At 67.9% G+C, this 23,162-nt stretch carries 15 protein-coding genes; 4 read left to right on the forward strand and 11 right to left on the reverse strand.

Annotation, left to right across the window (positions count from 1 at the left end; genetic code table 11):
* Positions 1–112: 112 nt before the first annotated feature.
* The 3 genes from AC1DR7_RS13735 to hflK form a co-directional block, all read right to left on the reverse strand.
* Positions 113–346 carry a DUF2065 domain-containing protein gene (locus AC1DR7_RS13735; protein WP_478076520.1) on the reverse strand — a complete coding sequence of 78 codons (234 nt, stop codon included), beginning with the start codon at positions 344–346 and terminating at the stop codon, positions 113–115.
* A gap of 66 nt (positions 347–412) precedes the next feature.
* Positions 413–1,276 carry a protease modulator HflC gene (gene hflC, locus AC1DR7_RS13740; protein WP_256775785.1) on the reverse strand — a complete coding sequence of 288 codons (864 nt, stop codon included), beginning with the start codon at positions 1,274–1,276 and terminating at the stop codon, positions 413–415.
* On the reverse strand, positions 1,273–2,400 hold the full coding sequence (gene hflK / locus AC1DR7_RS13745) for an FtsH protease activity modulator HflK (protein ID WP_256775786.1): 1,128 nt from the start codon (positions 2,398–2,400) through the stop codon (positions 1,273–1,275). Before hflK ends, hflC begins: the two co-directional genes overlap by 4 nt.
* A 197-nt stretch (positions 2,401–2,597) precedes the next feature.
* Between hflK and AC1DR7_RS13750 the strand changes: the two genes are divergently transcribed.
* Together AC1DR7_RS13750 and pilH are read left to right on the forward strand one after the other, a co-directional pair.
* Positions 2,598–3,593 carry a YhdH/YhfP family quinone oxidoreductase gene (locus AC1DR7_RS13750; RefSeq protein WP_457321855.1) on the forward strand — a complete coding sequence of 332 codons (996 nt, stop codon included), beginning with the start codon at positions 2,598–2,600 and terminating at the stop codon, positions 3,591–3,593.
* An 88-nt stretch (positions 3,594–3,681) separates the two neighbouring features.
* Complete coding sequence (gene pilH / locus AC1DR7_RS13755; RefSeq protein ID WP_256775788.1) at positions 3,682–4,065, forward strand: twitching motility response regulator PilH; 384 nt, start codon at positions 3,682–3,684, stop codon at positions 4,063–4,065.
* A gap of 147 nt (positions 4,066–4,212) precedes the next feature.
* Here the strand turns inward: pilH and AC1DR7_RS13760 are convergent, their stop codons facing one another.
* Positions 4,213–5,109: a DnaJ C-terminal domain-containing protein gene (locus AC1DR7_RS13760; RefSeq protein ID WP_457320403.1), complete on the reverse strand. Its 897-nt coding sequence runs from the start codon at positions 5,107–5,109 to the stop codon at positions 4,213–4,215.
* A 247-nt stretch (positions 5,110–5,356) separates the two neighbouring features.
* Between AC1DR7_RS13760 and AC1DR7_RS13765 the strand changes: the two genes are divergently transcribed.
* Together AC1DR7_RS13765 and AC1DR7_RS13770 are read left to right on the forward strand one after the other, a co-directional pair.
* Positions 5,357–5,839, forward strand: a complete 483-nt coding sequence (locus AC1DR7_RS13765; RefSeq protein ID WP_457320405.1) for a peroxiredoxin — start codon at positions 5,357–5,359, stop codon at positions 5,837–5,839.
* Between the two features lie 29 nt (positions 5,840–5,868).
* Positions 5,869–6,465, forward strand: coding sequence for a ferritin-like domain-containing protein (locus AC1DR7_RS13770; protein ID WP_457320407.1), 597 nt, complete (start codon positions 5,869–5,871; stop codon positions 6,463–6,465).
* Between the two features lie 145 nt (positions 6,466–6,610).
* Here AC1DR7_RS13770 and pbpC read toward each other — a convergent pair whose 3' ends face one another.
* From pbpC to prpB, 7 genes are all read right to left on the reverse strand, one after another.
* A complete protein-coding gene (pbpC, locus tag AC1DR7_RS13775; protein WP_256775792.1) occupies positions 6,611–8,986 on the reverse strand; it encodes a penicillin-binding protein 1C in 2,376 nt (791 codons plus the stop codon).
* Between the two features lie 55 nt (positions 8,987–9,041).
* Positions 9,042–13,961, reverse strand: a complete 4,920-nt coding sequence (locus AC1DR7_RS13780) for an alpha-2-macroglobulin family protein (RefSeq protein WP_457319422.1) — start codon at positions 13,959–13,961, stop codon at positions 9,042–9,044.
* Positions 13,962–15,512: 1,551 nt separating this feature from the next.
* Positions 15,513–16,970: a bifunctional 2-methylcitrate dehydratase/aconitate hydratase gene (locus tag AC1DR7_RS13785; protein ID WP_457319423.1), complete on the reverse strand. Its 1,458-nt coding sequence runs from the start codon at positions 16,968–16,970 to the stop codon at positions 15,513–15,515.
* Positions 16,971–16,988: 18 nt separating this feature from the next.
* On the reverse strand, positions 16,989–18,173 hold the full coding sequence (prpF, locus tag AC1DR7_RS13790; RefSeq protein ID WP_478052985.1) for a 2-methylaconitate cis-trans isomerase PrpF: 1,185 nt from the start codon (positions 18,171–18,173) through the stop codon (positions 16,989–16,991).
* Between the two features lie 56 nt (positions 18,174–18,229).
* Complete coding sequence (acnD, locus tag AC1DR7_RS13795) at positions 18,230–20,845, reverse strand: Fe/S-dependent 2-methylisocitrate dehydratase AcnD (protein ID WP_478054476.1); 2,616 nt, start codon at positions 20,843–20,845, stop codon at positions 18,230–18,232.
* A gap of 139 nt (positions 20,846–20,984) precedes the next feature.
* A complete protein-coding gene (gene prpC, locus AC1DR7_RS13800) occupies positions 20,985–22,142 on the reverse strand; it encodes a bifunctional 2-methylcitrate synthase/citrate synthase (protein ID WP_478051382.1) in 1,158 nt (385 codons plus the stop codon).
* 27 nt (positions 22,143–22,169) lie between these two features.
* A complete protein-coding gene (gene prpB, locus AC1DR7_RS13805) occupies positions 22,170–23,060 on the reverse strand; it encodes a methylisocitrate lyase (RefSeq protein WP_457321206.1) in 891 nt (296 codons plus the stop codon).
* Positions 23,061–23,162 lie beyond the last annotated feature (102 nt).

Genomic DNA, 23,162 nt, shown 5'->3' on the forward strand with positions numbered 1-23,162 from the left:
CCATCACGGGGTGGCAGGCTCCAACGGGGAGCGCGCCGGCAATGGGGTACCCAGACACGGAAAAAGCCGGACGAGTGACTCTGAAACAGAGTGCCCGTCCGGCTTTTGTGCATTATCCGGGTTTCCGGTGGGGGTTGCCACCCCGGGGGCCGGCGGACTTCACCGGCCGGTCAGAACCGCCGCTTGGGTAGTGCCGGCCGCTGGCCGGCTCCCGGGATGGCCTGGAGCCGGCGCTGCGCAGCATCAGCAGCTGTTCGGCCATGCGCTTCCAGGCCAACGGGGCGGCGAACAGGAACAGGCCCTCCAGGATCGCGACCAGGCACAGGGCGGAGAAAAAGTCGTTCATGGCGCTCCAAATAAAACGGGGACCCGGTCTGCACCGGGTCCCCGTGGGTTGCTACCGCCTGCGACCTCAGCGATCGCTCTTGAGGTACTGCAGGAACGGGTCGTTCTTGTCGAGCACGATCACGCCGTTGCCGTCGGCCATGGAGCCACGGTAGGCCTCCAGGCTGCGGTAGAAGGCGTAGAACGACGGGTCGGCGGAACCGGCCTTGCCGTAGATCCGCGCCGCTTCGGCATCGCCGGTACCGCGCATCTGCTGGGCATCACGCTCGGCTTCGGCCACGATCACGGTGCTGTCGCGGTCGGCCTGGGCGCGGATGGTCAGCGACTGCTCCTCACCCTCGGCGCGCAGCTTGGCCGCTTCCTGCTTGCGCTGGGCGCGCATGCGCTCGTACACATCGTTGATCACCTGGCTGTCGGTGGGCAGGTCGATCTGCTTGATGCGCAGGTCGATGATCTGCATGCCCAGGTCCTTGACCGACTTGTTGATGCCGGTCAGCTGGTTGGCGATCAGTTCGCTGCGGTCACCGGACACCAGCTGCTGCAACGTGCGCGAGTTGATCTGGTTGCGCAGCGAGTCGGTGATGATCGGGGCCAGGCGCGCATTGGCCACGGTGGCGTCGCCGCCGGTGGCACGGTAGTAGTCGCGCACGTCGGAGATGTACCCGATGGCGAAGAAGTCGACGCTGACGTCCTTCTGCTCGGCGGTGAAGTAACGCGCCGGCGCGGTGTCGAGCACCTGGAAGCGGCGGTCGAACACCCGCACCGTTTCCACCAGCGGCACCTTGAAGTGCAGGCCCGGTTTGATGTCCGCGCGCACCACCTTGCCCAGGTTGAGCACCATCGCGGTCTGGTCTTCGCGGACCACGTACACCGAGCCCAGCAGGGCCAGCAGGGCGGCCACGGCCAGCCCGATCCAAAGGGAACTCTTCATCGGCTGACTCCTTCACGACCGGTGGGGCGGGTGGTCGGACGTTCGGTGTTGCGCACGCCATCCACCGGCGTGCTGGCCGGCAGCGACGGCAGCATCACTTCCGGGGTCACGGGCGGGGCAGCCGGGGCGGCCGCACCGCCACGGGTGTCGGCCGGCATCGGCACGTAGATCAGCTGGCGGCCATCGCCGCCGATGATCTTGCGGTTCTGGCCGAGCACCTGCTCCACCGTTTCCAGCCACAGGCGCTTGCGGGTGACTTCCGGGGCGTCCTTGTACTGGACCTGGAGCAGGCTGAAGCGCTCGGCATCACCCTGGGCCTTGGAGACCACGGCCTGCTTGTACCCCTCGGCGGTGGTGCGCGCACGCGAGGCCTGGCCACGCGCTTCGGGCACGACCTTGGCCGCGTACGCCTGGGCTTCGTTGATCAGGCGCTCCTTGACCTGCTGGGCGCCGTTGACCTCGTCGAAGGCCGGCTTCACTTCCTCCGGCGGACGCGCATCGGGCAGGGTCAGCCCGGTCACCGACAGGCCGGTACGGTAGGCCTTCAGCGAGGCCTGCAGGCGCTCTTCGGCGACCACGGCCAGCGGGCCGCGGTTGTTGAGCACTGCATTGAGGTCGGCACGCCCCACCTGCTCGCGGACCGCGCTCTGCGCCGACTGCTCCAGCACCTGGTCGGCCGAGACCGAGCCGAACAGGTACAGGCGCGGATCGTCGATGCGGTACTGCACGTTGACCGAGACGTTGACGATGTTCTCGTCGCGGGTCAGCACCGGTACCTGGCTGCTGAAGGTCTTGATCTGGGTGGCGTTGACCTTGTTGACCGACTCGATCGGCCACGGCAGTTTGAAGTTGGGGCCGGGCTGCAGGATCCGCGAGAACTGGCCGAAGCGCAGCACCACGCCGCGTTCCTGCTCGCCGATCAGCTGGAAGCTGGAGAACAGCAGCAGCAGGACCGCCGCAACGCCCACCCAACGCAGGATGCCGCCATCGAACAGGTCCTTGAGTGGCCCGGGGAAACCGCCCCAACCGCCGCCATTGCCGCTACCGCGAGGTCCAAACGGACCCCGTCGATTCTCGTCGGGACCTTGTCCGCCCTTGTTGCCGCCGGGTGTATTCCAGGCCATGCACGCTCCATCAGTGAAAGGTTGCCTGCGGGTCATTCCGCACCGTCAACCGTAAATCCTGCTCGATTCTACAAGATGGGGCGGATTGACAGGATTGGAAGGGCCAAGCGGCAGCGGGTCGCGATTCATCCCCCCTGCCCCACGCCTGCCGGGCCGGAGCGGGTAAGGTGTTGCCTCCCTCCCCGTCAGGCATCTTCATGGCCATCCCCGCCCGGTTCAACGCCTTCCGCATCCACCACGACGACCGCGGCCACCACAGCGGCATCGAAGCGATGGGGCTGGACCAGCTCAGCCCCGGCGAGGTGGTGATCCGCGCGCAGTGGTCCTCGGTGAACTACAAGGACGCGCTGGCCGGGACGGGCAAGGGCCGGATCCTGCGCCGCTTCCCGCTGGTGGGCGGGATCGATGTGGCCGGTACGGTGGTCGCCTCGACCGATCCGGCATTTCGCGAGGGCGATGCGGTGCTGGCCACCGGCTGCGGGCTCAGCGAGACCCGCGACGGCGGCTACAGCCAGTACGTGCGCCTGGAATCGAGCGCGGTGATCGCCCAGCCGGCCGGGTTGAGCCCGCGCGAGGCCATGGTACTGGGCACCGCCGGCTTCACCGCGGCGCTGGCGCTGCTGCGCATGACCGACAACCGGCTCACCCCCGCGCAGGGTCCCTTGGCGGTGACCGGCGCCACCGGCGGGGTCGGCTCGCTGGCGGTGGACATCTTCAGCCGCGCCGGCTTCGAGGTACACGCCATCAGCGGCAAGGCCGACCAGGCCGACTACCTGCACGCCATCGGCGCCCGCCAGGTACTGCCGCGCGAGGTGCTGGCCACCTCCAAGCCGATGGAATCCCCCCGCTTCGGTGGTGGCCTGGACAATGCCGGCGGACCGATGCTGGCCAGCCTGCTGGCCCAGACCGTGCCCTATGGCAGCGTGGTCAGCGCGGGCCTGGCCGCCAGCCCGGCGCTGGAGATGACGGTGATGCCCTTCATCCTGCGCGGCGTCTCGCTGCTGGGCGTGTCGTCGGCGGCGGCACCGCGCGGGTTGCGCGAGCAGGTCTGGGAGAAGCTCTCCGGGGCATGGAAGCCGCGCCACCTTGACGCGATCTGCACGCGCGAAGTGGGTCTGGAGCAGGTACACGAGGTCTTCGACACGATGCTGGAAGGCGGGTCGCGCGGGCGTACCGTGGTGCGGATCGACTGAGCGTCGCAGGCAGGCGACGGACGGCAGGCCGGATGCTTCCGGCCTTGTGCGCGCAGCACTACACTGCGGGCATTACATGGGGAACAACATGGCACGCATTCTGATTGTCGACGATTCACCGTCGCAGCTGCTGGGGATACAGCGGATCGTCGAAAAGCTCGGGCACGAGATCCTGACCGCCACCGATGGCGCGGCGGGCGTGGAAGCCGCCAAGGCGCAGCTGCCCGACCTGGTGCTGATGGATGTGGTGATGCCAAACCTCAACGGTTTCCAGGCCACCCGTACACTGGCGCGCGATGCCACCACCAAGCACATTCCGGTGATCCTGGTGACCACCAAGGACCAGGACACCGACCGCATGTGGGGCATGCGCCAAGGTGCCAAGGCCTACATCACCAAGCCGTTCTCCGAAGACGAGCTGTCCGAAGTGCTGGAACGGGTCTTCAGCAACCAGGAACCGCCAGCGGCGTGATGCCGGCGCGGTGAGCCGCCCGGAGGGGAGCCGACCAATGGGCGGCTCCTACCTCGGCCGCCGCAGATGCACCGTGCCGGCGCGTACCTGCCGCTGGCCAGTGCACAACCGCGGTAGGTACCGACCGTTGGTCGGTACACCCTTCAATCAGGCCTTCTCGCCAAACGCCTTGGCCAACGCCTTGTAGGCCTTCTTCTGTGCCTCTTCGGTCGGGGCCGGAGCCACGATCTCCAGCTCGACGATCTGATCGCCGTCCGGATTGCCCGGCAGGCCGCGCCCCCGCAGGCGCAACTTGCGCCCGGCATCGGACTCGGCCGGCACCTTCAATTCCACCGAGCCGCCCAGCGTGGGCACGCTGATGCTGGTGCCCAGCGCGGCCTGCCACGGCGTCACCTGCAGGGTGTACAGGATGTTGCGGCCGTCCACCTCGAACTGCGGGTGCTCGGCGTACTCCACTTCCAGCAGCAGGTTGCCGCCGCCGGTGCCCTGCCCGGCCAGGCGAATCACCTGGCCCGGACGGATGCCCTTGGGCACGCGCACATCCAGCTGCCTGCCGTTGACGTTGATGCGCAGGCTGTCGCCCTGGTGGGCCGCTTCCAGCGGCACGGACAGCTTGGCGCGGGTGTCACGCGTGGGCTGCGGGCCCTGGCTGGCACCGCCGAAGCCGCTGGCGCGGCCGCCACCGCCGCCGCGCTGACGCGCGAACAGGCTTTCGAAGAAATCGCTGAAGCCACCGCCGCCGGCACCGCCGCCGAACACTTCCTCATAGTCGAAGCCCTGGCCACCACCGTAGTTCGGCGGCGCATGGAACTCCTCGCCGGGCCGGTAGCCCTGCGCCTTGAGCTGATCGTAGGCGGCGCGCTTCTGCGGGTCGCGCAGCGCTTCATAGGCCTCGTTGACGGCCTTGAACTTGTCTTCCGCGCCGGCCTCCTTGCTGACGTCGGGATGGTACTTGCGCGCCAACCGGCGGTAGGCGGTCTTGATTTCCGCATCGCCCGCACTCGGTTCCACCCCGAGCGTGGCGTAGTAATCCTTGAATTCCATCGATACACCTCGAATAAGTTCGGTCGTCCGCGCCGGCGGACACCGTCCCGACAATTCTAGCGGCTGGCGCCGGCCGTGCCGTGACGCCCCGGCATGATCCTGCGCAATGCGGCCACGCCCCAGGGCGCCCATGCTGGCCCCTGCGCCACCGCGCTGCCGTTGAAATGGGTCTGCAACGGCGGTTTTCAACGTTTTGACGCCGCCATCCCACCCCGCTCACTACGCTGGACGCGTCCAAGGAGTCCGCATGACCATCCACGCAGGCGATCGCATTCCCGAAGTCACCCTCAAGCGTATCCGCGAGGGCATGGAGACCCTCGATACCCATGCCCTGTTCGACGGCCGCCGCGCGGTGCTGTTCGGGGTACCCGGCGCGTTCACCCCCACCTGTTCGGCCCGGCATCTGCCCGGCTACGTCGAGCACTTCGCCGATTTCCGCCATCGTGGTATCGACGTGTTCTGCATGGCGGTCAACGATCCATTCGTGATGAAGGCGTGGGCCGAGAGCCAACACGTGCCCGATGGCCTGCAGATGCTGTCCGACGGCAATGGCGAATTCACCCGCGCGCTCGGCCTGGAGATGGATGCCAGCAGCTCCGGGATGGGCCTGCGCTCGCGTCGCTTCGCGCTGTATGTCGAGGACGGCGTCGTGCGCCAGACCTTCGTCGAGGAACCCGGCCAGTTCGAGGTGTCCTCGGCAACTCACGTGCTGGCGCATCTGCCCAGCTGAATCCACGCAACAAAGGAAACCGGCCAGCCATGTCAAAGCCAGCCAAGCAGAAACCCACCCCCGCCGCCGCCCAACGCGCCGATCCCTCGCGCCCGCCGGGCATCAGCGATACCGCCACGCTGCGCGCCAAGGCACGCAAGGACATCGAAGACGGCGCCATCACCGACAGCTACAGCGCCGACCGCAAGGCGGTGATCAAGCTGCTCAACGACGCGCTCGCCACCGAGTACGTATGCGTGCTGCGCTACTACCGCCATTACTTCACGGCCAAGGGCATGCTCGCCGATTCGATCAAGGCCGAGTTCCTCGAACACGCCCAGCAGGAACAGGCGCACGCCGGCAAGCTGGCCGAACGCATCGTGCAACTGGGCGGCGAGCCCGACCTCAACCCGGACACGCTGACCAGGCGTTCGCACGCCGAGTACAAGGAAGGCAAGAACCTGCGCGACATGGTCCGCGAGAACCTGATCGCCGAGCGCATCGCCATCGACAGCTATCGCGAAATGATCAATTTCGTCGGCGACAAGGACACCACCACCAAGCGCATCCTTGAAGAAATTCTTGCCCAGGAAGAAGAACACGCCGACGAGTTCGCCGACCTGCTGGATGGCTGGATCGGGGAATAACACCGCCTGTACAACCCCGGCCATCGAGGAACGGTAGTGCCGGCCGCTGGCCGGCTCGCAGCCCACCCAGATCGCGAGCCGGCTCCGCAGTGCGACGGGCCGGCCACCGGCCGGCACGACCGCCCCGCGTCCAGCAGCACGCGCATCACCGCAGTATCCGGAAGCGCACCTGCGTCCAGGCACCATCGGACGCCAGCGCGGTGAGGGTATGCTCGCCCACTTCGTCGAAATCGCGCTGGAACAGGCGCGCGCCCTCGGTGCGTGCGATCCAGCGCCCATCGAGCAGCCAGTCCACGCTGTTGTCATTGCCCAGCGCACGCAGCTGGAGGCGCACGCCGTGTTCGGCGTTTGGCGCGCGCGCCAGCGTGGCGCGGTCGTTGAGGCCTTCGATATGCAGGCTGCCGCCACTCTCACGGCCATCCTCGCTGCAGTCCGGCGACAGCGCCGGCAGCTGCGCCGCGCGCCGTTGCGCCAACGGCAGCCACGGCGACAGCAACGCCGGCCAGCGGGCGATCTCGCGCGTTTCGGTCTCGTGCGGCAGCCGGCAGTCCGGGGACACCCGCAGCCCGCTGCGCGCATCCACACTGAAGCGCTGGCGCCCCGGCTGCCACAGGCGCGCGTCGCGTTCGGCGAAGGTCGGTGGCACCACCCCATCAAGCACGAAGGCATCCAGGCGACGCTGGCACAACGCGTCTTCGGTGCGTTCGGCGAGTTCACCGGTCGGCCAGCAGATCGCTTCACGGGTCACGTTCGGTGGCATCGGGGCGCCACTCGCGTCCCCGGCCTGGCGCGGCAGGCTGTCCACCACTTCAAACATCAGCGGCAACGCGGTGACCGCGCCGTACTGGCCCGGCAGCGGCGTGCCATCCGGCCGCCCCACCCACACCCCCACGGTGTAGTGACGGGTGCTGCCGATGGCCCACGCGTCGCGGTAACCGTAACTGGTGCCGGTCTTCCAGGCCACCCGTGGGCGCCCGGTGACATCGAAGGTGCCGCTGCCATACCCCGGGCGCGGATTGGACTCGAGCACCTCGCGGGTGATCCACGCCGCACCGGGCGACATCAGGCGGCGTTCGATCACTGGATCGTCGGCGGTATAGCGCACCCGTCCGGCGATGCCGTGGCGGTTGAACGCGGCGAACGCGCCGACCAGATCCTCCAGCCGCGCGCCGGTGCCGCCCAGGATCAGCGACAGGTTCGGCGCGCTGCCATGCGGGAAGCGCAGGTTGATGCCGGCGTGCGACAGCCGCGCGGCAAACCTTGCCGAGCCGACCCGGTCGAGCAGATCCACCGCCGGAACATTGAGCGACAGCCGCAGCGCCGTGGCCGAACTCACCGGCCCGTTGAAGGCCGAATCGAAGTTGCCGGGGCGGTAACCGCCGAACGCCTGCGGGGCGTCCACCATCAGGCTTTCCGAATGGATCAGCCCGTCATCCAGCGCCATGCCATACAGGAAGGGTTTGAGCGTGGAGCCCGGCGAGCGCCAGGCCTGCACCATGTCCACGTGGCCCAGCCGCTGCTTGTCGCCGAAGGCCACCGACCCCACGTACGCGCGTGCCTCCAGCGTGCGGTTGTCGATCACCAGCAACGCGGCGGACGTGCGTTCGGGCAACTGCGAGAAGTACGAGGACACGCGCTCTTCCAGCGTGCGCTGCAGCCCGATGTCCAGCGTGCTTTCGATGCGCGCCGCACGCGGCTGTGCCGAGCGCAGCCGCTGCGCCAGCAAGGCGGCGTGCAGCGGCGGCTGCAGCGCGCGGGTGACCACCGGCTCGATGCGCGCATCGTCCACCTCCTCGCGGCTCCACACGCCCAGCGCGACCATGCGCTCCAGCACCTTGTCGCGGGCGCGTCGCGCGGCCTCGGGGTGCCGGTCCGGGCGCAACCGGCTGGGCGCCTGCGGCAGCACCGCCAACAACGCCGCCTCGGCCTGCGACAACCGCGCCGCCGGCTTGCCCAGATAGGCCCAGCTGGCGGCCTCGACCCCTTCGATGGTGCCCCCGTAGGGTGCCCGTTCCAGGTACAGCGCCAGGATCTGCGCCTTGCTCAGGTGCACTTCCAGCTGCACCGCGCGCAGCATCTGCTTGGCCTTGCCCCACGGCGTGCGCGAATGCGGATCGAGGATGCGCGCGACCTGCATGGTCAGCGTGGAGCCACCGGACACGATCCGCCCCTGCAGCAGCCACTGCTTGCCGGCGCGCAGCAGCCCCCACGGGTTGATGCCCGGGTGGCGCCAGAACCAGCGGTCCTCATAGTTGAGCAGGGCCTGCAGATACAACGGCGAGACGCTGTCGGCCGAGGCCGGATAGCGCCAGACGCCGTCGGCATCGGCGAACGCGCGCAGCGGCGTGCCGTCGCGGGCCACCACCAGCGTGCTGGTGTCGCGCGCTTTCGGCAGGGGCGGCGGGAAGGCCAGGTCCAGCACCAGCACCAGCGCCAGCAGCAACGCGGTGCCCCAGCGCAACGCCGGCCACAGCCAGTGCCGCGCCGTGGTGGTCAGACGCCTGGAAAGGATGGGTTTCATCGGTTGGACGACAGGACTACGCGGGCCATCGCCTCAGCGATGGCCCGCACCCGGCTCAGGGCTGGACCACGGTCATCGTGGTCGGGTTGCTGCGGCCCACCCCACGCAGGTCGGGACGGTACATGTCCTCCACCAGCGGCGGCGGCACCGTGTAGGTGCCCGGGGTGACCGCGCGTACCAGGTAGAACACCTTGGCGGTGCTGCCCTTGGACAGCTTCAGCGCGGCCACGTAGCGGTCGTCGCGGAACTCCTCATGGCGCAGCGTGGCCGCATCGCCGCGGTCGTTGACGTTGAGCCCGTCCACCACCACGTCGGCCCACTGCTTGGCATCGCCCAGGTTGAAGTTTTCGATCTCCAGGCCGGCCGGCAGCAGGTCGGTCAGCAGCGCATCGGGCATGTCCAGGTTCGGGGTGATGCTGACCCGCACGATCAGCGCCTCGCCTTCCTTCAGCGCACGTGGCGTCCACGGCTTGCCATCGGTGGTGTACCAGGTGCGCTCCACGCCAAGGCTGCGGCTGTCCGGCTCCGGCGCGGTACGCGGGATGCCGGCCACTTCCAGGCTGGCGAACATCGGCGGTTCGCCCTGCGGGGTGAAATGCACGCCCTTGGCCAGTGCGGCGTAGTCGAAACTGCGGCCGAACATGCGCCGCGCGGTGATCGCTTCCACCTGACCGCCCACGGCCAGCTCGCCGGACACCAGCTTCTTCTGGTTGGCCGCCAACGCCTTGCCCAGGCGCGCGATGGCGACCTGCTCCTGCGTGCTCAGCCACATCCAGCCACTGTTGCGCCGCGCATCCAGCGCACGGCCAAGATCGACCGCACGCGCGTCATAGGCCGGCTTGGACAGCTTGCGCTCGTGCAGCAGCGCGATCATCAAGGCGTCATCGCGCACCTCGCTGCCGTAGTCGCCGAAGTACTGCGGACGCTCGCTGCCGGGCTTGGCAAAGCCGGCGGCGATGGCCGCATCACCACGCTTGTGGTCGCCCTGCAGCGACAGCGCGATGCCCAGGTGCACCAGCGGCAGCCCGGTCAGCGCCTTGCTGCGCTCGTTGTCGTACAGCGCGCGCAGCGTGCCCAGCGGCGCGCGGTTGACCCGTGCCAGCACGTAGCCGGAATAAGCCTGGTTGGCGAACTTGAGGTTCTCGCGACGGTCTTCGCCGTAGAACTGGTTGCCGCCGGACAGCAGGTCTTCGCTCAGGCGGTTGAGCGCCTTCTGCAGCACGTTGTCGGGCACCGCGAAACCGGCGTCCTTGGCGTCGAGCAGGAACTCGGCGATGTACGGGGTCAGCCACGGATTGACGTAGCCGTCGTCGCCCCACATCGAGAAGTTGCCGTTGGCCACCTGCATCGAGGCCAGCCGGCCGAACGCGCCTTCCATGCGTTCGCGCCGGGCCTTGGCATCCAGCCCGTCGGCACCGAGCATCGCCGAGGTCGCCTCGTCCAGCATCAGCGCGGCATAGCCCTTGCTGGTGGTCTGCTCGGCGCAGCCGTAGGGGTACTTCAACGCGCCGTTGAGCGCGCTGGCGAAGGGAATCGGCGGCAGCGCGCTGACCAGCATGCGCGCGGTCACCGAGTCGTCCATCAGGCCATCGGCCAGGCCGGTGCCCATCTCCACCGCCGCCAGCGGATCCAGCGTGCGGGTCTGCGCGCGCAGCACCTGCGGCCAGGCCGCACGCACCGGCAGGTCATAGCGGCGGTCCACCTTGAAGCCGTTGCCGTCCACCCGCACCCGCACCTTGGCCACGGTGTAGCCCTCGCGCGCGGTCAGCGGGAAGCTCAGCGTGGTCTTGGCGTCGGCCTTGAGCTGCAGCGTGCGGCTGGGTTCGCCCAGGGTGAGCGGACCGATGCCATCGACCTGCACCTTGAACTCGCCCGGCTTGCCGGTGAAGTTCTGCACGTCCAGGGTGACCGTGCTGCGATCGCCCGGCGCCATCACCCGCGGCATGCTGGCTTCGGCCAGGATCGGCGCGCGCACGATGGTCTCCATGTCGCGCTTGCCGTACTGGTCATCGGAATACACCAGCGCGGAGATGCGCAGCGTGCCGTTGAAGTCCGGCACCTTCAGCGCAATCCGCGCGATGCCCTTGGCATCGAGCTTCACCGGGCCGGAGAACAGGTCCACGGTCTGCACCCGCGCGGTCGGACGCTTGGCCTGCGGCATCGCCGCCAGCGCCATGTCGCCACCGAACTTGAGCTTGCCGCTGCTGCCGTCGAAGCTTTCGATCACCCGGCTGTAGATGTCGTAGGCATCCACGCCCAGCCGTCGCTGCGCGAAGAAGTGGCCGGCCGCATCGGGCACCGGGAAGCGGGTGATGTTGAGGATGCCCACGTCCACCGCCGAGACGGTCACATGCGCGACCTTGCCCGCCAGCTGCGGCGCACTCACCGCCACCGGCAGGGTCTGCTCGGGGCGCATCTGCTTGGGTGCGGACAAGCCGACCGCGATCTGCCGCGCCTTGCGGTCCATCGGCACGTGCACCACGCCGACCGCGCGGGCCGGGGTGATCTTGCTCGGCGCGCTGCCACCGCGGAACACCAACGCGGTGATGTAGACATCGTGGCGTTCCCACTCGGCGGTGACCGGGATGTCGAAGGTGCTGCCCGGCTTGGCGTCGATCTCCTGCACGTACAGCATCTTGTCGCTTTCCACCATCAGGATCCCCTTGCCGGCATGCGGCGGGGTGACGGTGACGCGGACCTTGTCGCCGGCCTTGTAGCCGGTCTTGTCCAGGCCCAGCTTGACCTTGTCCGGACGCGCATCCAGGCCGCGGTTGTCATCGTTCCAGCTCCAGCCGGCGCGGAACGGATAGCGGCTGGTCAACCCGGTGCCCGGGTCGAAAACGTCCAGGCGGTACTCGCCCCATTCCACCGGGAAATCGATCGCGGCGGCCGCACTGCCGGCATCGACGGTGCGGGTCTCCTTGTTCTCGAAACGGCGGGTGAAATCGTAGTCCCAGCGGTTGTCGTTGAAGGTCCAGTGGTAATCGCGCAGTTCGCGCACCAGCGTGACTTTGAGGCCCTTGGCCGGCTGCGGCTTGCCGGCCGCGTCCACCCGCATCAGTTCGAAGCGGGCGTTGCTGTTGGCATCGGCACCGTCATCGGGGTTGAACAGCGGGCGCACGCCCACCAGTGCCGGCGCCGGCCACATCACCCGCTTGAGGGTGCGGGTGACGGTACGTCCACCGGTCTCGTACACGCTGCCGGACACCACCACCGCGATCGGCGCGGTCGGCTTGACCTCGTCGGGCAGGGCCACGTCCTGGCGCAGCTTGCCGTCGGCGGGGAATTCGGTGTCGATGATGTCGCGCGCTTCGCGCGGCAGTTCCATCGTGGGGTCGCCGAAGAAATAGCCCGGCAGCGCTTCCACCGGCGACTGCTCTGCGGCCACGGCCAGGCGCGCGGTGAAGCGGTTGCCGTCGGCCGGCGCGCCATACAGGTAGGCCGCATCGGCCATCAGCTTGAGCGGTTCGCCCGGCTTGAGGGTCTTCTGCGCGCTGTCCAGGTCCAGCTTCATGCGCTCGGGCAGGAACTCCTCGATGCGCAGGGTCATGCCCTGGATGGCTTCCTTGCTGGCCGGATTGGTGCGGAATTCCACCTGCCAGCGGCCGGTCGGCGCTTCGGCCGGGATCAGCTGTTCGAAGCTCAGGTAGCCTTGGTCGCCCGGTTGCAGACGGGTCTCGCGGAAGGTCTTGCCGTCGGGCTGTTTCAGCCGCAGGAACACCGGCTGCGGCTTGACCGGCTTGCCGTCGTTGTCGCGCAGGAGGGCGGAAATGCGGACGGTCTCGCCCGGGCGGTACAGGTCACGCCCGGACCAGGCAAACACGTCGAACCAGGCGTTGTCGCGACCGGCCACGGCGAACTCGCTCAGGTCCAGCGCCGGCTGGTTGAACGGCAGCATCGAGGTATCCGCGCCGCTGCTGGCGATCAGCACGTGGCTGGCATCCAGGGTGTAGTTGAGCAGCGCATTGCCATTGCCGTCGGTGCTGCCCTTGAGCACCACCTCGCCCTTGCCATCCAGGATGCGCAGGTCGATCTTCTTCAGCGCCGCGCCACTCTGCAGCGAGGCGGTGTGTACGAACAGCTTGTCCTTGTAGGCGCGGGTGTGCAGGCCGATGTCGCTGACGGTGAAGAAGGCGGTGTCGAACTCGCTGTCGAACGAGCCGCTGCGCTTCATCACCGCAAAGTACAGGCCCGGCGCCTGCAGCTCCTTGATGTCTTGGGTAGGCAGGTAGGTCAGTACGCGCTCGTTCTGCTTGCCACCGAGCACGAAGCGGTTGACGTACACCGGCTCGGCGAGCTTGGACATCGGGGTCTTTTCGCCGTACTCGCTGTCCAGTTCCCAGCTGCCGCGACGCCCGCCGCGCTGGTACTGGCTGAAGAAGCTGGGCAGCTCCTTCTCGCGCACGCGCAGGAACTCCACGTCCACTTCCTGCACGTTCACCGACACCACCGGCAGGCCGCGGCTGTCCTTGGCCGGCAGCACGCTGCCCTGCGAGGCAAAGCCGGCAACCGGCTTGAGCTCCCCGCTGAATACCTTCTGGCGCAGTTCCTTGCCGATCCGGCTGCCGTCGGCGGCGAGCAGGTCGGCCGACACGATCAGGTTGTATTCCTTGGCCGCTTCCACGAACGGGTAGCGCAGCGTCAGGCCGTCATCGGAGAGCGTCCAGCTGCTGTCCTCGGTGCCCACCTTTTCGGCGAAGCGGACCAGTTTGTCGAAGTCCTGGGTGCCCACCAGCGGCCGCGAGAACTCCAGCGCCAGCGAGACGCCGTCGCCCTTCTGGTCGGGATAGGCCCGCACCAGGGTGAACTCGCTGATCTTGTCGGCCTTGGCCGTGATCGGCGCGCCGGACGGTGTCGGCAGCTGGCCGCTGTCGTTGCGCTTGCAGCCCCCGATACCGATGGCCAGGCCGGCGACCAGCGCCAGCCCCGCGATTCCCTTCCAGCTCCACTGCCCGATCCGACTGCGGCTAGCCATGACGTCGCTCCTTGAACAAGGCGGCCAGTATAAGGGCCGGTCCCCCCGAACGGCGGCGGCGCCCTTACCCGCACGACGACAATCCCGACGCGCAACGACAATCCCGACGCGCGGTAGTGCCGAGCCATGCTCGGCAACCGCGCGCCAGCGCGGAAAACCGGTCCGAAGCCGTTCTCCTGCCGATCGATGCGGTTTCCCCGCGGTTTAAACGCGGGCAGCAGGCGATGTGCGGCGTACGGCCAGTCCGCCGGCAAGTCCGTCGCCCAGTCCGCCGGCAGGCGCAGCCGAGCATGGCTCGGCTCTACCCGGTACCTGCCCGCGACGGGCGGACGAGGATGGCGCCGTTGCCAGGGCAACCCGACGCGCAACGGTAGTGCCGAGCCATGCTCGGCAACCGCGCGCCAGCGCGGAACACCGGTCCGAAGCCGTTCTCCAGCCGACCGATGCGACTTCCCGGAGGTTTAAACGCGGGCAGGAGGCGCATGTCCGGCGTACGCCAGTCCGCCGGCGAGAGCAGCCGAGCATGGCTCGGCTCTACCGGGTACCTTCCCGCGACGGGCAGACGAGGATGGCGCCATTGCCCGGGCAACCCAACGCGCAACGGTAGTGCCGAGCCATGCTCGGCAACCGCGCGCCAGCGCGTCAAACCGGTCCGAAGCCTTTGTCCAGACGACCGATGCGGTTTTCCCCGAGGTTTAAACGCGGGCAGGAGACGCATGTCCGGCGTACGCCAGTCCGCCGGCAAATCCGCTGGCGAGAGCAGCCGGCGAGAGCAGCCGGCGAGAGCAGCCGAGCATGGCTCGGCTCTACCCGGTACCTGTCCGCGACGGCAGACGAGGATGGCGCCGTTGCCGGGCAACCCGACGCGCAACGGTAGTGCCGAGCCATGCTCGGCACCCGCGCGCCAGCGCGGCAAACCGGTCCGAAGCCTTTGTCCAGACGACCGATGCGGCTTTCCCGCGGTTTAAACGCGGGCAGGAGGCGATGTGCGGCGTACGGCCAGTCCGCCGGCAAGTCCGTCGCCCAGTCCGCCGGCGAGAGCAGCCGAGCATGGCTCGGCTCTACCCGGTACCTGTCCGCGACGGGCAGACGAGCGTGGCGCCGTTGCCCCAGCAACCCGACGTGCAACGGTAGTGCCGAGCCATGCTCGGCAACCGCGCGCCAGCGCGGCAAACCGGTCCGAAGCCGTTCTCCTGCCGACCGATGCGGTTTCCCCGAGGTTGAAACGCGGGCAGGAGGCGATGTCCGGCGTGCGCCAGTCCGCCGGCAAATCCGCCGGCGAGAGCAGCCGGCGAGAGCAGCCGAGCATGGCTCGGCTCTACCCGGTACCTGTCCGCGACGGGCAGACGAGCGTGGCGCCGTTGCCCCAGCAACCCGACGTGCAACGGTAGTGCCGAGCCATGCTCGGCAACCGCGCGCCAGCGCGGCAAACCGGTCCGAAGCCGTTCTCCTGCCGATCGATGCGGTTTCCCCGCGGTTTAAACGCGGGCAGGAGGCGATGTGCGGCGTACGGCCAGTCCGCCGGCAAGCGCAGCCGAGCATGGCTCGGCTCTACCCGGCCACGTAGAGGTCCACATACTCATGCACCGGCATGGCCTCCAGCACCACCGGGTCCAGCGAGGCATCCAGGATGCGGCGCTGCTGCTGGGTCGGGAAGGTGGCGGCCAAGTGGGCGCGGAACTTGTCCTCCAGCAACGGGATGCCTTCGGCACGGCGGCGGGCGTGGCCCAGCGGGTACTCCACTTCAGCGTCCAGGCGGCTGCCGTCGTTGAACACCACCTCCAGCGCGTTGGCAATGCTGCGCTTGTCCGGGTCGAGGTAGTCGGCGGTGTAGCGCGGCTCCTCCACGCAGGTGATCCTGGCGCGCAGCGGGTCGATACGCGGGTCGGCGGCGACATCGTCCTCGTAGTCTTCGGCGACCAGCCGGCCGAAGATCAACGCGATGGCGACCATGTACTGCACGCAGTGGTCGCGATCGGCCGGATTATGCAACGGGCCGGGTTTGTCGATGATGCGCAGGCATGCCTGCTGGGTGCGCAGGGTGATCTGCGCGATGTCCTCGCTGCGTTTGCCGGCCGCGCGCATCCGCGCGTTCAGCTGCATCGCCGCTTCCACCGCGGTCTGCCCGTGGAACTCGGCCGGGTAGCTGATCTTGAACAGCACGTTCTCCATTACGTAGCTGCCATACGCGCGCTGGAAGCGGAACGCCTGACCGCCGAAGGACACATCGTAGAAGCCCCAGGTCGGCGCGGTCAGCGCGCTGGGGTAGCCCATTTCACCGGCCGCAGCCATCAGCGACAGCCGCACYGCGCGGCTGGTGGCATCGCCGGCGGCCCAGCTTTTGCGGGATCCGGTGTTGGGCGCATGACGGTAGGTGCGCAGCGACTGGCCATCCACCCAGGCCAGCGACAGCGCGTTGAGCATGCGCTCGCGGTCCAGCCCCAGCAGGTGCGACACCACGGCAGTGGAGGCCACCTTGACCAGCACCACATGGTCCAGGCCGACGCGGTTGAACGCGTTTTCCAAGGCGAGGCACCCCTGGATCTCGTGCGCCTTGACCATCGCCGCAAGCACGTCGCGCATGGTCAGTGGCGGCCGGCGCAAGGCCTCGGCATTGCGGCTGAGCCAGTCGGCCGTGGCCAGGATGCCGCCGAGATTATCGGACGGATGGCCCCACTCGGCGGCAAGCCAGGTGTCGTTGAAATCCAGCCAGCGCACCATCGCGCCGATGTTGAAGGCGCCCTGCACCGGGTCCAGCTCGAAGCGCGTCCCGGGTACCCGCGCGCCATTGATCACGCGCATGCCAGGGACCAGCGGCCCGAGCAGCTTGCTGCAGGCCGGGAACGCCAGCGCGGCCAGGCCACAGCCCAGGGTGTCGATCAGGCAGTGGCGTGCGGTGGTATACGCCAGCGGCGACGCCACCCGGAAGTCACGCACGTAATCGACGATGTCGGTCATCACCGTATCCCACGGCGGGCGTTGGGTGGCGTTGCTGTCGTGACCGGACATCGCGATCTCCTGTTGAACCTACACCGTGTCGGCGGGGACCCGCACTGCGCCTTCCATCAAGACGCGTGCACTGCGGCTCATGATGGCCTTGGTGACCGTCCACTGCCCGTCAACGAACGCGGCCTGCGCGCCCACCCGCAGCGTGCCGGAGGGATGCCCGAAGGTCACCGCCTCACGCGCGCCACCGCCCGCGGCCAGGTTGACCAGCGTGCCGGGGATCGCCGCAGCGGTGCCGATGGCCACCGCCGCGGTGCCCATCATCGCGTGATGCAGCTTGCCCATGGACAGCGCGCGCGCGTGCAGGTCGATGTCGCCGGCGGCGATGCGCTTGCCGCTGGAGGACAGGTAATCCTGTGCCGGCGCCACGAACGCCACCTTGGGCGTGTGCTGGCGGGTGGCGGCCTGGTCGATGCTGTCGATCAGGCCCATGCGCACCGCACCGTGCGCGCGGATCGCTTCGAAGCGGGCCAGCGCCGCGCTGTCTTCGTTGATCGCCGGCTGCAGCTCGGTGCCGGTGTAGCCCAGGTCGGCGGCGTTGAGGAAGAGGGTCGGAATGCCGGCGGTGATCATCGTCACCGGGAAGCTGCCCACGCCGGGCACGTCCAGGGTGTCGACGAGGTTGCCGGTGGGGAACATTGCCCCGCCGTCGCCATCGTCGGAGGGATCCAGGAACTCCAGTTGGATCTCCGCCGCCGGGAAGGTCACACCATCCAGCTCGAAATCGCCGGTTTCCTGCACCTGCCCATCGACGATCGGCACGTGCGCCAGAATGGTCTTGCCGATGTTGGCCTGCCAGATCCGCACCGTGCAGGTGCCGTTGTGCGGGATGCGCGCCGGATCGATGAAGCCGTTACTGATCGCGAACGGGCCGACGGCCGTACTGAGGTTGCCGCAGTTGCCGCTCCAGTCGACGAGCGCGGTCTCGATCGCGACCTGGCCGTACAGATAGTCCACGTCATGATCCGGCACCGATGCGGCGGCGATGATCACGCACTTGCTGGTGCTCGACGTCGCCCCGCCCATGCCGTCGGTGTGCTTGCCGTAGGGATCGGGCGAACCGATCACGCGCATCAGCAGGGCATCGCGGGCCGGGCCTGGCACCTGCGCAGCGGCAGGCAGGTCGGTCAGCGTGAAGAACACACCCTTGCTGGTACCACCGCGCATGTAGGTGGCGGGAATGCGGAGCTGGGGGAGAAACGCCATATCGAAGTCCTGATGGAAAGACGGCCCGGTGCAGGGCCGTGGTGATGCGGGTGGAATCAGGCGACCTGCGCCGATTCCAGGAAGTCCTGGGCGAACCGCTGCAGCACGCCGCCAGCCTCGTAGATCGACACCTCCTCGGCGGTATCCAGCCGGCAGGTGACCGGCACCCGCAGCTGTTCACCGTCGCGGCGGTGGATGACCAGGGTCAGCTCGGCGCGCGGCACGCGATCGCCGAGCACGTCGAAGGTTTCGGTGCCATCGATGCCCAGTGTCCTGCGGTTGACGCCTTCCTTGAACTCCAGCGGCAGCACGCCCATGCCGATCAGGTTGGTACGGTGGATGCGCTCGAAGCCTTCGGCCGCGATCGCCTCCACGCCGGCCAGCCGCACGCCCTTGGCGGCCCAGTCGCGCGAGCTGCCCTGGCCGTAGTCGGCACCGGCGATGATGATCAGCGGCTGCTTGCGCGACATGTAGGTTTCGATGGCTTCCCACATGCGGGTGACCTGGCCCTCCGGCTCCACGCGCGCCAGCGAGCCCTGCGTGACCTGGCCGTCGATCACGGCCATTTCATTGATCAGCTTCGGGTTGGCGAAGGTGGCACGCTGCGCGGTGAGGTGATCGCCACGGTGGGTCGCGTAGGAATTGAAGTCTTCCTCGGGCAGGCCCATCTTCGCCAGGTACTCACCGGCCGCGCTGCTGGCCATGATCGCGTTCGACGGTGACAGGTGATCGGTAGTGATGTTGTCGCCGAGCACCGCCAGCGGGCGCATGCCGGTCAGGCTGCGCGCACCGGCCAGCGCGCCTTCCCAGTACGGCGGGCGGCGGATGTAGGTGCTCTGCGGGCGCCAGTCGTACAGCGGGCTGATCGGTGCGCCATGTTCCACCTTGAAGGTGAACATCGGGTCGTAGACCTTGCGGAATTGCTCGGGCTTGACGCTGGCCTTGACCACCGCGTCGATCTCGGCATCGCTCGGCCACAGGTCCTTCAGCGTGATCGGGTTGCCGTCGGCGTCATGGCCGAGCGCGTCCTTCTCGATATCGAAGCGCACCGTACCGGCAATGGCATAGGCGACCACCAGCGGCGGCGAAGCCAGGAAGGCCTGCTTGGCATACGGGTGGATGCGGCCGTCGAAGTTGCGGTTGCCCGAGAGCACGGCGGTGGCATACAGGTCGCGGTCGATCACTTCCTGCTGGATCTTCGGGTCCAACGCGCCACTCATGCCGTTGCAGGTGGTGCAGGCAAAGGCGACGATGCCAAAGCCCATCTGCTCCAGTTCGGTCAGCAGGCCGGCCTCTTCCAGATACAGCTGCACCGCCTTGGAGCCGGGCGCCAGCGAGCTCTTCACCCACGGCTTGCGGGTCAGGCCGGCGCGGTTGGCGTTGCGGGCCAGCAATGCGGCAGAAATCACGTTGCGCGGATTGCTGGTGTTGGTGCAGCTGGTGATCGCGGCGATGATCACCGCGCCATCGGGCATCAGGCCATCGGCCTGTTCCTGCTTGCCCGAGGCCAGCTTGCCTTCATCGGCGATGCCGCGCGCAGCCAGGTCGGTGGTCGCCACACGCTTGTGCGGGTTGGACGGGCCGGCCATGTTGCGCACCACGGTGGAGAGGTCGAACTGCAGCACGCGCTCGTACTGCGCGGTGACCAGATCGTCAGCCCAGAGGCCGGTGGCCTTGGCGTAGGTTTCCACCAGGGCGACCTGGGCATCTTCGCGGCCGGTCAGCCGCAGGTAGTCCAGGGTCTGCTGGTCGATGTAGAACATCGCCGCGGTCGCGCCGAACTCCGGCGTCATGTTGGAGATGGTGGCGCGGTCACCGATGGTCAGCGCGTTGGCGCCCTCCCCGTAGAACTCGATCCACGCACCGACCACGCGCTCCTTGCGCAGGAATTCGGTCAGTGCCAGCACCACGTCGGTGCAGGTGATGCCCGGCTGCGGGCGGCCGGTCAGCTCCACGCCGATGATGTCGGGCAGGCGCATCCAGGACGCGCGGCCGAGCATCACGCTCTCCGCTTCCAGCCCGCCCACGCCGATGGCGATCACGCCCAACGCGTCCACGTGCGGGGTGTGGCTGTCGGTGCCCACGCAGGTATCCGGGAAGGCCACGCCATCGCGCACCTGCACGACCGGCGACATCTTCTCCAGATTGATCTGGTGCATGATCCCGTTGCCCGGCGGAATCACGTCGACGTTCTTGAACGCCTTCTTGGTCCAGTTGATGAAATGGAAACGGTCTTCATTGCGGCGGTCTTCGACGGCGCGGTTCTTTTCGAACGCGGCTTTGTCAAAGCCGGGGAATTCCACCGCCAGCGAGTGATCGACGATCAGCTGGGTGGGTACCACCGGATTGATCTGGGCCGGGTCGCCACCGGCATCGGCAATCGCATCGCGCAGGCCGGCAAGGTCCACCAGCGCGGTCTGGCCGAGGATGTCGTGGCACACCACGCGTGCGGGGAACCACGGAAAATCCAGGTCCTGGCGGCGCTCGATCAGCTGCCGCAGCGAGGGCTCCAGCGTGGCCGGGTCGCAGCGGCGCACCAGGTTTTCGGCCAGCACGCGCGAGGTGTACGGCAGCGTGGCATAGGCACCGGGCTGCAGCGCGTCGACGGCGGCACGGGTATCGAAATAGTCCAGCGCGGTGCCGGGGAGGTTCTTGCGGTACTGAGTATTCATGGCTGGCGATAGCTGCTTGTTGGCGGGCCGGGGCGTCGTGACACCGGCGAAGAAGGAGTAGCGACGCCGCAACGGAGCAGACCGGCATCCCGCCGGCCTGGTCCGCAAAGCACCCGCGAACGGGTGCGGTACGTCTGTCTTACTTGCGCTGGTCGATCGGCACGAAGGCCTGGTCTTCCGGGCCGGTGTAGTTCGCGCTCGGGCGGATGATCTTGCCGTCGATGCGCTGCTCGATGATGTGCGCGCTCCAACCGGAGGTGCGCGCGATCACGAACAGCGGGGTGAACATCGCCGTCGGCACGCCCATCATGTGGTAGCTGACCGCGCTGAACCAATCCAGGTTCGGGAACATCTTCTTGATGTCCCACATCACCGACTCCAGACGCTCGGCAATGTCGTACATCTTGACGTTCTGCTGTTCGGCGGACAGATCGCGCGCGACTTCCTTGATGATGTTGTTGCGCGGATCGCTGACGGTGTAGACCGGGTGGCCGAAACCGATCACGACTTCCTTGCGCTCCACACGGGCCTTGATGTCGGCCTCGGCATCGTCCGGGCTGTCGTAGCGCTTCTGCACTTCGAAGGCCACTTCATTGGCACCGCCGTGCTTGGGACCGCGCAGGGCACCGATGCCGCCGGTGATCGCGCTGTACATGTCGCTGCCGGTCCCGGCGATGACGCGGCAGGCGAAGGTCGACGCGTTGAACTCGTGTTCGGCGTACAGGATCAACGAGGAGTGCATCGCCTTGACCCACGAATCCTGCGGCTTCTCACCGTGCAGCAGATGCAGGAAATGGCCACCGATGGAGTCATCGTCGGTCTCCACGTCGATCGCACGGCCGTTGTGGCTCCAGTGGTACCAGTACAGCAGCATCGAGCCCAGGCAGGCCATCAGCTTGTCGGCGATGTCGCGCGCGCCCGGATGGTTGTGGTCGTCCTTCTCCGGCGACACGCAGCCGAGCACGGACACGCCGGTGCGCATCACATCCATCGGGTGCGCCGACGGCGGCAGTTCTTCCAGCGCGGCCTTGACCGCGGCCGGGATGCCACGCAGCGACTTCAGCTTGGTCTTGTAGGCAACCAGCTCAGCACGGGTCGGCAGCTTGCCGTGGACCAGCAGATGCGCGATTTCCTCGAACTCGCTGGTGTTGGCCAGATCGGCGATGTCATACCCGCGGTAATGCAGGTCGTTGCCGCTGCGGCCGACGGTGCACAGCGCGGTGTTGCCGGCGGCGGTGCCCGACAGGGCGACGGATTTCTTCGGCTTGAAGCCGGGGGCGGTAGTGGTGTCGCTCATGATCCCTCCAGAAAACAGTGTGCGGTCTTACTTCTTGGCGGCAAACAACGCATCGAGCTGCTGCTCGAAAGCGTGGTAACCGATACGGTCGTACAGCTCTTCGCGCGTCTGCATCGCCTCCACCACATTACGCTGGTGGCCCTCGCGGCGGATGGTCTCATACACGTTCTCGGCCGACTTGTTGGCGGCGCGGAATGCGGACAGCGGGAACAGCTGGATGGCCACGCCGGCCGAGGCCAGTTCATCGCGGCTGAACAGCGGGGTGGCACCGAACTCGGTGATGTTGGCCAGCACCGGCACCTTCACCGCATCGACGAAGCGGCGGTAGGTGTCCAGGTCATAGGCGGCCTCGGCGAAGATGCCGTCGGCACCGGCCTCCACGCAGGCGATGGCGCGTTCGATGGCCGCGTCCACGCCATCGACCTGGATGGCATCGGTGCGCGCGATCAGGAAGAAGTCCGGATCGGTCTTCGCATCGGCGGCGGCCTTGACCCGGTCCACCATCTCGCCCTGCGACACGATCTCCTTGCCCGGGCGATGACCGCAGCGCTTGGCGCCGACCTGGTCTTCGATGTGGCAGGCGGCCGCGCCGGCCTTGATCAGCGACTTCACCGTACGCGCGATATTGAATGCGCTGGGGCCAAAGCCGGTGTCGATGTCCACCATCAGCGGCAGGTCGCAAACATCGGTGATGCGGCGCACGTCGATCAGCACGTCTTCCAGGGTGTTGATGCCCAGGTCCGGCAGGCCCAGCGAGCCGGCCGCGACGCCGCCACCGGACAGGTAGATCGCGCGATAGCCGGCGCGTTTGGCCAGCAGGGCATGGTTGGCGTTGATCGCGCCGATCACCTGCAACGGCGATTCGGCAGCCAGTGCGGCGCGGAAGCGCGCGCCAGCGGAGGAAACAGGGGTGCTCATTCGGCATTCCATCGTGGTTGACCCTTGGACAGGCGCAAGGGCCGTGCCAAGTGACAAGTGTCTGATTTCGTTGAGACCGGCCCCGGGGAGACATGTTTCATT

The organism is Stenotrophomonas sp. P5_A9 (genome assembly GCF_056400525.1).